At 77.1% G+C, this 11,722-nt stretch carries 9 protein-coding genes; 3 read left to right on the top strand and 6 right to left on the bottom strand.

Going from position 1 to position 11,722, the window contains the following annotated elements; genetic code table 11:
- Window positions 1-1,759 (top strand): hypothetical protein (locus EF903_RS34170; RefSeq protein ID WP_185902729.1); only part of this gene is annotated, 1,759 nt, incomplete at its 5' end.
- On the opposite strand, the gene EF903_RS19415 is transcribed toward EF903_RS34170, so the two are convergent.
- From EF903_RS19415 to EF903_RS19395, 5 genes are all read right to left on the bottom strand, one after another.
- Window positions 1,710-4,187, bottom strand: coding sequence for a right-handed parallel beta-helix repeat-containing protein (locus EF903_RS19415; RefSeq protein WP_125544881.1), 2,478 nt, complete (start codon window positions 4,185-4,187; stop codon window positions 1,710-1,712). The genes EF903_RS34170 and EF903_RS19415 overlap by 50 nt on opposite strands.
- A gap of 146 nt (window positions 4,188-4,333) precedes the next feature.
- A complete protein-coding gene (locus tag EF903_RS19410) occupies window positions 4,334-4,945 on the bottom strand; it encodes a hypothetical protein (protein ID WP_125544879.1) in 612 nt (203 codons plus the stop codon).
- Window positions 4,946-5,214: 269 nt separating this feature from the next.
- Window positions 5,215-6,039 (bottom strand): MOSC domain-containing protein, encoded by an 825-nt coding sequence (locus tag EF903_RS19405; RefSeq protein ID WP_125544877.1) that lies wholly within the window; start codon window positions 6,037-6,039, stop codon window positions 5,215-5,217.
- A 95-nt stretch (window positions 6,040-6,134) separates the two neighbouring features.
- Window positions 6,135-6,665 carry a DUF6643 family protein gene (locus EF903_RS19400; protein ID WP_125544875.1) on the bottom strand — a complete coding sequence of 177 codons (531 nt, stop codon included), beginning with the start codon at window positions 6,663-6,665 and terminating at the stop codon, window positions 6,135-6,137.
- Between the two features lie 246 nt (window positions 6,666-6,911).
- Window positions 6,912-8,081, bottom strand: coding sequence for a glycosyltransferase (locus EF903_RS19395; protein WP_125544873.1), 1,170 nt, complete (start codon window positions 8,079-8,081; stop codon window positions 6,912-6,914).
- A gap of 232 nt (window positions 8,082-8,313) precedes the next feature.
- Between EF903_RS19395 and EF903_RS19390 the strand changes: the two genes are divergently transcribed.
- Together EF903_RS19390 and EF903_RS19385 are read left to right on the top strand one after the other, a co-directional pair.
- Window positions 8,314-9,537 (top strand): MFS transporter, encoded by a 1,224-nt coding sequence (locus EF903_RS19390; RefSeq protein ID WP_125544871.1) that lies wholly within the window; start codon window positions 8,314-8,316, stop codon window positions 9,535-9,537.
- Window positions 9,538-9,626: 89 nt separating this feature from the next.
- Window positions 9,627-10,424 (top strand): glutamate racemase, encoded by a 798-nt coding sequence (locus tag EF903_RS19385; RefSeq protein WP_260615616.1) that lies wholly within the window; start codon window positions 9,627-9,629, stop codon window positions 10,422-10,424.
- Between the two features lie 26 nt (window positions 10,425-10,450).
- Here EF903_RS19385 and EF903_RS19380 read toward each other — a convergent pair whose 3' ends face one another.
- Entirely contained in the window at window positions 10,451-11,371 is a 921-nt protein-coding gene (locus EF903_RS19380; protein WP_125544869.1) for an ADP-ribosylglycohydrolase family protein, read from the bottom strand.
- Between the last annotated feature and the right edge of the window lie 351 nt (window positions 11,372-11,722).

The following is an 11,722-nucleotide window of genomic DNA, read 5'->3' as shown; positions in this document are numbered from 1 at the left end:
GCCGTACCAGAACCCGGGCGCCCCCGCCCTCGGCCGGCCCGGGTTCTGGTACGGCCGCCGCATCGTGGCCCGGCTCCGCGCGGCCCACACCGCGGCCGGGCTGCTCACCGTCGCCGCCGCCGTGGCCGTCCCGGTCGCCCGCCGCGATGCCGCCGCGGGCACCGCCGTCCTGGAATCCGCCGGCTGGGCCCTGGAGGCGCTGCTCGTCGCCGGGGCCGCCGCGGTCGCCTGGGTCGTCTGCCGGCGCGGCCGCACCGAAGCCCGGGCCGACCACCGGCTCGACCGGGCCGCGACCACCCTGCTGCCCGGCGCCGCGCTCGCCCTCCTCACCGCCGTCCTGGTCTACGCCTGCTGGTCGCGCCCCGGATGGACCTCCTCGGGCCGCCTGCCCGGAGACTTCGCTTTCGGCCTGCTGATGCTGGGCCAGGGCTGCTGCATCGTCGCGCTCGCCGCCGTCGCCCGGAGCCTGTACCGGCGGGCCCCCGACCCGGCGACCGCGCTGCGCGGGCTGGGCGGGCCGGCCGTCGCCGTGCTCGCCTGCGCCCTCGGCGGCGTCATGTCCGGCGGGGTCGCCGGGCGCTTCGCCGACTGGCTCGGAGACGAGGCCCCGGCCGAGCCGCCCGTCCTGCTGGCCTGGCAGGCCGCCGTCCTGCCGCCGGTCCTCCTCGCCCTGGCCTGCCTGGCCGTGCTCCACGCCGCCCGGGCGGCCCGCACCCGCCGCCGGATCGCCGCCGGGGTCGCCGCCGAGTACCCGGGATCCGTCCCGGACGGCGACCGCAGCCGCCGCATCGCCGGCGCCCGCACCGCCGCCGCCCTCACCGACTCCGCGCCCCGCTTCGCCGCCGCCCTCTCCGGGATCACCCTGGTGCTCGGCGCCGGAGCCCTCGCCGGGGCCTGGCTGACCGGCCAGGTCCCCGGCGAGGCCGCCCACGGGGCGCACCCGCTGCTGGAGGCGGCCGCGCGCGCCGCCCAGGACGCCGGGTCGTGGCTCGTCGGCCTCGGCTTCCTCCTCTTCGTCACCTGGGGCCGGCGCGCCTACCGGGACCCGGCCGCCCGCCGCACCGTCGGCGTGCTGTGGGACGTCGGCACGTTCTGGCCGCGCGCCGCCCACCCCTTCGCACCGCCCTGCTACGCCGAGCGCGCCGTCCCCGACCTGACGTGGCGGATGACCGCCTGGACCGGCCGCACCGGCGGACGCCTCGTCATCTCCGGCCACTCGCAGGGCAGCGTCCTCGCGGCCGCCGCCGTCTGGCAGCTCCCGCCGCACGTGCGCCACCGCGTCGCCCTCCTCACGTACGGCTCGCCGCTGCGCCGGCTCTACGGCCGCTGGTTTCCCGCGTACTTCGGGAGCGGGCCGCTGCTGTCCCTGCACCGGGACGTCGACTGCTGGCGCAACCTGTGGCGGGCCACCGACCCGATCGGCGGCCCGGTCGTCCCCGAGGCGGGCCCCGCCGTGGACCGGGGGCCGCTGCCCGACCCCGTCGCGTACGGGCGGACCGAGCAGCAGCCGCTGCCCGCGCCCGTCCTCGGCCACTTCGACTACCAGGACGATCCGGCGTTCGCCGCCGAACGCGACGCACTGCTCGCCCGGCTCTCCGGCCCCCGGCCGCTCCCGGACGACCGCTGCGGCGCGGACGGCGCCCCGCCTGGTGCCGCGCCCGCCGCCGCCTCGGGGACCGGCGCCGGCGCGGGCCTGCCCGCCCCGCGGCTCAGCAGGGAGCGGGCAGAGCCGGGAGATCCTCCGGGAACAGCAGGGTGAGCTCGTCCGTCCCCGGGTCCGCGAGCTGCGCCACCCGGCCGGCGTGCCGCTCGACCATCGACTCGAACGTCTGCCGGGCCGTGCGCCCGTTGCCGAAGGCCGGCCCCTTGGGCAGCTCCGCGAAGTACGCCAGCAGTGCCTCGGCGGTGCCCTCCCCGAGCCGGTACTCGTGCTCGTCGGCCTGCTGCTCCACGATCCGCAGCAGGTCGCCCGGCCCGTAGTCGGCGAAGCTGATGGTCCGCGAGAACCGGGAGGCGACGCCCGGGTTGACGGTCAGGAACCGCTCCATCTCGGCCGTGTACCCGGCGACGATCACCACGACCGCGTCGCGGTGGTCCTCCATCAGCTTCACGAGGGTGTCGATCGCCTCGCGGCCGAAGTCCCGGCCGGAGTCCTCCGGCGCCAGCGCGTACGCCTCGTCGATGAACAGGACGCCGCCGCGCGCCCGCTCGAACGCCTCCTGGGTGCGGATCGCGGTGGATCCGATGTGCTCGCCGACGAGGTCCACCCGCGAGACCTCGACGAGGTGCCCGCGTTCCAGGACGCCGAGGGAGGCGAGGATCTCCCCGTACAGCCGGGCCACCGTGGTCTTGCCGGTACCGGGTGAGCCGGTGAAGACGAGGTGCCGGCGGACCGAGGCGGCCTTCAGGCCCGCCTGCTGCCGGCGCCGCCCGACCTCGATCATGTCGGTGAGTGCGCGGACCTCCCGCTTGACGCTGTCCAGCCCGACCAGCCCTTCGAGCCGCTCCAGCACGGCGGCGGAACCGCCCTGCGGCGCCGCCCCCTCCGGCGCGGCGGCGTCCCCGCGCCCGAAGTCCCGCGGCGCAGCGGGTGCGGGCCGGGCTGCCGGGAGCGGCGGGCCCGCCGCGCCGGCCGGGGCGGGGGCCTCGCGGGGCGCGGCCCGGACCGCGGCCCGCTCCCCGGCTCCGCCGCCGGACCCGGGGTGGCCGGCGTGCCGGGAGGGGGCGCCGTCGGCGGTGCAGTCCTCGGCGACCGGCCCGTCCTCGGCGAACTCGTAGCCGCCGCGGGCGCAGCGATCGGTGTGGCAGCCCGCCAGGTGGGCGCGGCAGCCGTCGAGGACGTGGAACCCGAAGCCGGCGCTGCCGGTCACCCGGCAGGACCGGAAGCTGCCCCGCCCGCCGGCGGAGACGTAGAACCCGGACTCCGCGGGCGAGGACACCGTGCACCGCTCGACCGAGGGATCGGCGCCCTTGGTGACGATGACCCCGGTCTGCACGGCGTCGATCGTGCAGTCGGCGAGGGTGCCGCCGCTGCCGTGGTCGCGGAACCAGGCGCCGGTGCCGGCCTCGCGGATACGGCAGTCCTCGACCCGCGCGGTGGCCCCGTCGCTCACCGAGACGGCGGTGTTGCGGACCTGGGACAGGTCGCTGTCGACGACGTCCGCGCGGGAGCCGCGGTCCAGGACGAACACCGCGTCCGGCACGTCGTGCACCCGGCAGTCCGTCAGCGACGCGCCGGCCCCGTCGCTGATCCACACGGCCGGATAGTCGCCCGTGCTGTCGTGGATCTCGCAGGAGTCCGCCTCGGCCCGGGTGCCGGGGTCCCACACGGACAGGCCGTTGCGGCCGAAGCGGCGCACGCTCGTGCGGGTGAGGGTGAGCACCGACCGCGAGCGCAGGTCCACCGCGTTCTCCGGGACGTCGTGGATGTCGCACCCGGACAGGGTGAGCACGGCGTCCGTGTCGAGGGTGACCCCGTCCGCCGAGGTGCGGTGCACCGTGCAGTCGGTGAAGCGGGCCGCCGCCCGCGCGGCGATCTGCACTCCCGTCCCGTTGATCTCGTACACCTCGCAGGCCAGCGCCTCCAGCCCCGAGCCCTCCCCGGTGACCGCGATGCCGGCGCCTCCCGCGTGGTGGATGCGGCACCGCTCCAGGCGCGGGTGCCCGCCGGAGCGGACGGAGACCCCGGCCTGTCCGGAGGCGGCGACCTCGCACTCCTCGAACACCCCTCCGCCGCCGTCCAGTACGGCCACTCCCACCCCGGACGGGTTCTCCACGGTGCACCGCCGCACCACGGGCCGGCCCATGCCGCGGACCTCGATGCCGGACGCCGACTCCGTGGTCACCCGCAGGTCGGTCAGCTCCGGAGTGCCCTCCTCCACCAGGAGCGCGGGCGCGGCCCTGTCCTGCCCCTCCACGGTGAGGTCCCGGACCACGGCCGAGGCCCGCACGGTCAGCGCGATCCCGTCCGGCGGGGCGATGCGCACCGACCCGGCGGCGCCCTCGACCCCGCGGAGCGTCACGGCGTGGTGCAGCACCAGGTTCTCCCGGTACGTGCCGGGCGCGACCGTCAGCACGTCCCCGTCGCCCGCGGCGGCGAGCGCCGCGGACAGCGTCGGGTACTCACCGGAGCGGCGCCGCCACCGCGACGAACCGCCGTGCGTCAGCTGGACCGTGCCCTGTGCCATGGTGCTGTCGTGCCCCCGCCCTCGTTCTCGCGCTGTCGAACCGGCCGGAACCGCCTCCCCGACCGCCCTCAGCGGTGGGAGCGGCTGACGGCAACCGGGGTCCGGCCGGTCCACCGTAGCGCGCGGGGAGCCGCCGGGAGGCCAGGTCAACTTCCCGCACCCGCCCGGCCCCAGTCCGGCCCCGTCTCCGCCCAGGCGCGGTCCAGCAGTGCGTGGCGCCGGTGCACCAGCCGGCGGACGACGAGCCGCCGGCCCGTCTCGGCCAGCAGGGCCGTCCCGACGGCCGCCGCGAGGCCCACGACCGCCGCGTGCGCCCCCGCGGACGCCGCGTCGAGCGGTCGCCCCACCAGCCGGCCCCGGGCGTCCGTCCATATCCGGAACCGGTCGCCGGCCCGCGGCGGTTCCTCGGCCGCGGGGACGGTGCCCCGGTGGCCGCTGCCGTCCGGCGCGGTCCACTCCGCCACCACCTGGGTGCGCCGCGGACTCTGGCGCTGCGGGTTCGCGTCGGCTCCCGCGCCCTCCGGGCCCTCCCCGGCCGGCCGCACCACCACCGCCGGTACGAGGTATCTCTCCTGCTGCTGCTCCCGCACCGCCTGCTGCAGCCGCTCGTCCACCCGGAGGCCGGCGGCGCAGCCCACGGCCGGTGCGACCAGCAGGACGCACACCACCGCGGCGAACGCCACCCATGCCTCGACGAGATCAGTGGGCCGGCACAGCGGATTGTGCCGCCAACGCCACACGCCTGTCGCTGTCCACACGGTCCGGCACCCCCTTGCCTCCGCCTGTCTGCCGTCCAAGCCTCCCGCCTGCCCGGAGACGCGCATTCCGGGCGCTGGGAGGTGTGCCGCGCGAGCCGCTGCACGATCCCCCGCGGTCGTGCGACACGTTCCGACTGATCCAACGGGCGGCTGGTGGCGGTCGGTTCCAAACCGGCGGCAGAGCCCCTCGAAGGTGTCATTCCGAAGGTGATCCGGCCCCGTCCGGCGGCGGGCGTGGCAGCGCAGGCCGGCAGGCGGCGGCGCCGGCCTCAGCTCAGGACGCGCACCTCGTCCCCGACCCGCACGGTGCCCGTCCGGACCGGCACGAGCTGCCGCCCGAACGCGAGGGACTTCCCGATCCTCCGGTACGCGCCGAGCGTCTTGAGCGGCTCCCTGCCGCGCTCCGCCGTCGCCTGGTCGGTCGTGGTGACGATGCACCTGCCGCACTCGCGGGCCACGCGGAAGACCGCCTCGCCGATCGCGATCCGCCGCCAGCCGTCCTCGGCCCACGGCTCGGCGCCCGCGACGACGACGTTGGGCCGGAACCGGTTCATCGGCAGCGGCCCCTCCTCGGCGTGCTCGCCCTGCGCGATCAGCGAGTTGAGCGCGTCCAGCGACGCCAGCGAGGCGAGCAGCACCGGGTAGCCGTCGGCGAGGCTGACGGTCTCCCCGGGCAGGGCGTACTCGGGGTCGACGGGCCGGCGTACGGCCGGGTCGTCCAGGTGTACGAGCCGCACCGGGACGCCGAGCCAGGCGCTGAACCAGTCGGCGGCGGCGCCCGCGGCCACCACCGTCTCGACCTTCTTGCCGAAGAGCACCACCGGCTCCAGCGGCCCGGGCTCGGGCACCTCCACGACCAGCTCCGCCATGCCCGGCGCCGACAGTGCGACCGCGCCCCCGGCCAGCGGGCGCGCGGCGGCCAGCGCCAGGCGGGGCCGTTGGCGCTGCGTGATGACCGTGCCCGACGTGTCGACCAGCGCCCAGCGCCGGTCGCCGGACAGCCCCCAGGGCTCCACGGCCGCCTCGCCGGGAGCGGTACCCGCCACCGACTTCACGGGATGGACGTGGAGCGCGTGCACGTACGGGTTCGCCATGGGTGCATCCTGCCAGGTGCCCCGCCGGCGCCCCAGCGGGCGCCCGCGGGCCTGTCAGGACGCCCGGGCCCGGAGTGTTCCGCCCGTTCGGGCGGTCAGTAGCCGCGCCCCTGGTAGGGGCGGCCGTACGGGTCCTGGTACGGGGTGGCCGCGGCAGGCGCCGGAGCCGGAACCGGAACCTGCATCGGGCGCGGTGCGGCCGGGCGCATCGCCTCGTACCCGGTGCCCGCGGCGGCCGGTCGCGGCGGCTGCGGCTGGGCCTGCTGCATGTACCCGGGGCGGGCCGCGGCGGGCTGCTGCTGCGGGATGTACGGCGCGGGTGCGCTCTGCAGGGGCATGGGCGCGGGCGCGGCCTGCCCCTGGTACGGGTACCCGTACCCGCCCGTCTGCTGCTGCGGTGCGGCGGGCGGGAGGGCGGCCGGCAGGGCCGGCAGCGAGGAGGAGAGGGCCGGGAGGTTTCCACCGCTCGCATAGCCGGCACCCGGCGTGTCGTAGGCGGCCGGAACCCGGATCGGGGCGATCTGCGGAGTCCCGCGTTCCGCCACGAGCGAGTCGTAGATGGGGGTGTCCGGGAAGGAGGGCGCGGAGTAGTAGCCGCCGCCATAAGTGGAGCGGGGGGAGGTCATGGGTCATAAGTTAAGCCCACGGCTTCACGGGGTCCATAGCGAGGCGTGACGAACCCCGCGCTGACCTGCATATTCCCAGGTCAGTGCGTCGGCTTTCACTTGACCTTCACGTGCACGATTCGCCACTTCCGCCCCGGCTTGCTCCGACTCGTACTCGCCGGTTGGGTGTTGCACCGACTTGCCGCTGACGCAGCGTCACCATCCGGTGGCCCCGGATGACATCGCCCTCGGGGCGATATTTCCGTTTCATGCGTCGCTGGGGCGGGCGTAGGTCCGCCCCTTCCACGCGGCGCCGCGCCCCCGGTGGTGCTGCACCGCCGAATCGACCGTCATCAGCAGGTACAGCAGCGCGGTGAACGGCAGCAGCGGCGCCAGCACGGCCGGCTGCCGGTAGTACCGCAGCATCGGCAGGTACGTGCCGGCCATGAGCAGCCAGGCCAGGCCCCCCGCCCAGGCCGTGGCCGGCCTCCCGGCGGCCAGGCCCGCCAGGAGCGCGGCCGGCGGGACGAGGTAGACGAGCACGAGCGCGGCCACCGTCCCGGCCAGGAGCAGCGGTCGGTGGCGGAGCTGGGCGTACGCGCTGCGCGACACCATCCGCCACAGGTCGGCCAGCGCCGGGTAGGGGCGCACGCTCTCCACGCGCTCCGAGAGTCCCAGCCAGATCCGGCCGCCGGAATCCCGGACGGCCCGGGCGAGGGAGACGTCGTCGATGACGGCGTGCCGGATCGCGTCCGGTACGCCGGCCCGTACGGCCGCCTCCGTCCGCAGCAGTACGCACCCCCCGGCCGCCGCGGCGGTCCGCCCGCCCGGGCGGTTGATCCGGCGGAAGGGGTAGAGCTGCGCGAAGAAGTACACGAACGCGGGGACGACCAGCCGCTCCCACGGCCCGGCGGTCCGGAGCCGGGCCATCTGCGAGACCAGGTCCAGGCCGGCGCTGGTCGCGGCGGCGACGAGCTCGCGGAGGCCGTCGGGCTCGTGGGCGATGTCGGCGTCGGTGAGGAGGAGGTAGTCCGGCCCGCCGGGCGTGGACGCGCGGGCGACCGCGATGCCGTGGCGCAGGGCCCACAGCTTGCCCGTCCAGCCGGGGTCGGGCTCGCCCGGCGAGACGACGGTGAGCGGCAGCCCGGGGCGCCCGTGCGCCAGGCGCCGGGCCAGGTCGGCGGTGCCGTCGGTACTGCCGTCGTCGACGAGGACGATCCGGGCTTCGCCCGGGTAGTCCTGCGCGAGCAGCGAGGGCAGGCTGAGCGGCAGCACCTCGGCCTCGTCCCGCGCGGGGACCACGACGGCCACGGAGGGCCATCGCGCCGGGGCGGAACGCGGCGGCAGGCGGACGTCGGTCCGCCAGAACATCCCCTGCGCGAACGTGAGCCACAACCAGGCGGCGAGGGAGAGGCAGGCAGCACCGAAAAGGCCCATGGGCGGCAGTGTGCCGAACCCCGCGCGGCATGTCCCGCACCCCACCGGCGCGCCCCGTCTCCCGGCGGCGGCGGTCCGCCCGGTGAGGGGCCTGCCCGCCGGCAGCGTTGCCCCGGAGAAGGGCGCGCGTCGGGCCCGCGCCGCCGCCCATGCAAACGATCTTGTTAGCCTGCGGCACGTGACCAAGGACCGTGCGGCAGGCCGGACAGGCCGGACAGGCCGAATACGCCGGATGGCGGGGGACAGCGGGCCGGAGCGCGTGCTGGTGGCCGCCAGTTTCGTCAACCGGGTCGGCAACGGCCTGTTCAACGCGGCCTCGGCCCTCTACTTCACCCTGGTCGTGGGCCTGCCCGCGGCGCAGGTCGGCGCCGCGCTCACCATCGCCGGGGTGATCGGCCTGTGCGCGGGGATCCCCGGCGGCCACCTCGCCGACCGGCACGGGGCCCGCGCGGTCATGGCGGCGGCCCTCACGGTCCAGGCGGTGGCGATGGCGGCCCTCGTCCTCGTCGAGACCTGGGCCGCGCTCACGCTCGTCGCGACGGTCGACCAGATCGCCGCGGCGGTCGGCGGGGCGGCGTGGGGAGCCCTCGTGGCCCGGGTCGGGGGCGAGCGGCCGGCGGTGTTCAGGGCGAAGCTGCGCACGTTCGTCAACCTGGGCGTCGTCCTGGGAACGGCGGGGGCCGGGGCGGCGCTCGCCGCGGACACCCGCGGCGGCTACGTCGCACTGGTCCTCGGCAACGCGGCGAGTTTCGCCCTGTGCGCGGCCCTGCTGCTCCTGCTGCCCCGCTACCCCGTGCTCGCCGCACCGCCCCGGCAGCGCCGCCGGCCGGCCTTCGCGGACCGCCCGTTCCTGGCGTTCACCGCCCTCTACGGGGCCATGGGGCTGCAGTACCCGGTGATCTCCCTGCTCCTGCCCCTCTGGATCTCCGAACACACCGAAGCGCCGCGCTGGACGGTGGCCGCGCTGTTCGCCTTCAACTCCGCCTTCTGCGTACTGACGCAGACCAGGATCGGCTCCCGGATCGAGACCCCGTACGACGGCGGCAGGGCCTTCCGTACCGCGGGGCTGCTCTTCCTCGTCAGCTGCCCGATGATGGCGCTGGCCGCGTACGCACCCGTGTGGGCGGCGGCGGGGCTGGTCCTGGCCGCGGTGTTCGTGCACAGCCTGGGGGAGGTCTGGGAGTCCTCGGCGGGCTTCGCGCTGGGTTTCGGCCTGGCCCCCGACCACGCCCAGGGGCAGTACCAGGGCCTCCTCGGCCTCGGCTTCAACGCGGGCCAGGCCCTCGCCCCCGCGATCCTCACCACGGCGGTGCTCGGCCTGGGCACGGCGGGCTGGCTGCTGCTGGCGCTGTTCTTCGCGGCGCTGGGCGCCGCCGGCCCGCCCCTTGCCCGGTGGGGCATGCGGACCCGTCCGCAGCCGGCCGCCGCCGCGGAAGCGGCTGCCCAGGCCCCGTGACGACGGGACGCGCCCCCAGGGGGTGTGCCGCGGCCCACAGCGGGGCCCGTCGGAGCGGCCGGGAGGGGGGCGTCGATTAAGGTGACCAGGTGAAGATCGCCCTCATGGACTCCGGAATCGGCCTCCTCGCGGCTGCCGCCGCCATGCGGCGGCTGCGGCCGGACGCCGACCTGGTCCTGTCCTCCGACCCCGACGGCATGCCCTGGGGGCCGCGGACCCCCGCCGACCTGGCCGGGCGGGCGCTCGGCGTCGCGCGCGCCGCCGCCGCCCTGCGGCCGGACGCGCTGATCATCGCCTGCAACACCGCCACCGTGCACGCCCTGCCCGCCATCCGGGCCGAGCTGGAGCCGGGGATCCCCGTCATCGGGACCGTGCCCGCGATCAAGCCCGCCGCCGCGGCGGGCGGCCGCCTCGCCATCTGGGCCACCCCCGCCACGACCGGCAGCCCGTACCAGCGCGGCCTGATCCGCGACTTCGCGGCCGGGGCGCACGTCACCGAGGTGCCCTGCCCGGGGCTCGCGGACGCCGTGGAGGCGGGCGACGCCGAGGCCGTCGCGGCCGCCGTGGCGGCCGCCGCCGCCCTCACCCCGGCCGACGTCACCGACGTCGTCCTCGGCTGCACGCACTACGAGCTCGTCGAGCCCGCCGTCCGGGCGGCGCTGGCCGAGCGGACCGGCGGGGCCGACCTCGTCTACCACGGCTCCGCCGAGCCGGTCGCCGTCCAGGCGCTGCGGCGGATCGGCGCCTCCGCCGACCCGGCCGCCCCCGCCACCGGCACCCTGACCGTGCTGCTCAGCGGCAGCGAGGGCGTCCTGCCCGCCGCCGCGCTCGGATACGCAGAGGGCCGGCTCCTGGCCGGCGAGGGCGCCGCGGTCGGCAGCCGCTGACCCCGCGGGCGGCGCCGTCCGCCGCCCTACGCGGCCCCGGCCAGGCGGACCGCGAGGTCGTGCAGGGACCGGGCGTCCAGGACGCGGTCGGCCGATCCCGGGAGGGGCACGTGGAGCGGCGCGGTCCACTCCGGGGGGATCGCCTCGCTGCCGTAGCGGGCGCCGGCCAGGGTGCCCGTGACCGCGGCCACCGTGTCGGTGTCTCCGCCCAGGTTGACGGCGGCCCTTACGGCCTCCGCGAAGCCGGTGGTCGTACGGAGGGCCCATGCCGCCGAGCCCAGGCAGGGCCACACCGCGCCGTTGAATTCGGTGGCGAGTCCGGGATGCCAGTCCGGGGCGAGGACGCGGGCGTAGCGTTCGCGCTGCTCCGGCGCCACCGCCGCCAGCGCCTGCGGCAGCCCCTCCAGCGGGTCGGCGCCGTCGAGCGCCGCGCGGACGAGTTCGTGGAGGATGGCCGTGCCCTCCCAGGCGGCAGGGTCGCCGTGGGTCAGGGCCGCCAGGCGCCGCGCCGCGTCCATGGTGGCCTGCTGCCCGGCCGCCGCGAAGAACACCGCCGAGGTCGACGCCCGCATGAGGGAACCGTTGCCGGCCGCCCGCGCGTTCGCCTGGAAGTGCAGTGCCGCGGCCAGGTCCCACGGGTCGCCGCTGGTGAGCACCTGTTCCGTCTGCAGGCCGATGTCCTTCGGCCCGGCGGCCGCCCACCGCCGGAACCGGTCGAAGACGTCGGGGAGTTCGAGCCCGCCGTGGTCGAGGAGGGACTCGCCGACGAGGACGGCCATCTGCGTGTCGTCGGTGGCCTCGCCCGGGTCCCAGCCGCCGCCCCCGCGCATCTCCGAACCGCGGGCGTCGAGTTCCCCCGCGGGCCCGAACTCATAGGGCGCGCCGAGCGCGTCGCCGACGGCCGAGCCGAGCACCGCGCCCACGGCGCGGTCGAGACGGGTCGTCAAGAAGCCTCCTCGTGCAGGTCGGAGCAGGCACAGTCCAGCACGAAGCGGGCGAGCGCGTCCAGATCGTCCGGCCCGGCGGCGACCGGTGCGGCCGGGGTCCGGGAGAGGAGGTGCCGGAGCGCGCCGTGGCCTGCGGGGGGAAGATTGCGGGCGTACGCGGGCCCCGGCCGGCGGCCGTGGCCCGCGCGGGAGGCGCCCGAGCGCGGCGAAGCCGGCGGCACCGACCGGTGGCCGGGTGCCCCGGCAGACGACGCTGGCACCTCTGCCTGATCGACGCCCCCTCACCGCCGATCCCGCCCGGCCCGCACCCCACCGCCCGGCCCCGGCCGACGGTGGGGTGCGGGCCGGGCG

This window comes from Streptomyces sp. WAC05292 (assembly GCF_003949955.1).
GTDB lineage: Bacteria > Actinomycetota > Actinomycetes > Streptomycetales > Streptomycetaceae > Streptomyces > Streptomyces globosus.
Note: the sequence above shows the minus strand (reverse complement) of the source record. Positions and strands in the feature narration are given on the sequence as shown.

Bases quoted from the DNA above. Each gene is read 5' to 3' on its own strand.
- EF903_RS19415 (WP_125544881.1), bottom strand. From the start codon at position 4,187: ATGGCACAGGGCACGGTCCAGCTGACGCACGGCGGTTCGTCGCGGTGG.
- EF903_RS19390 (WP_125544871.1), top strand. From the start codon at position 8,314: ATGGCGGGGGACAGCGGGCCGGAGCGCGTGCTGGTGGCCGCCAGTTTC.
- EF903_RS19395 (WP_125544873.1), bottom strand. From the start codon at position 8,081: ATGGGCCTTTTCGGTGCTGCCTGCCTCTCCCTCGCCGCCTGGTTGTGG.
- EF903_RS19400 (WP_125544875.1), bottom strand. From the start codon at position 6,665: ATGACCTCCCCCCGCTCCACTTATGGCGGCGGCTACTACTCCGCGCCC.
- EF903_RS19405 (WP_125544877.1), bottom strand. From the start codon at position 6,039: ATGGCGAACCCGTACGTGCACGCGCTCCACGTCCATCCCGTGAAGTCG.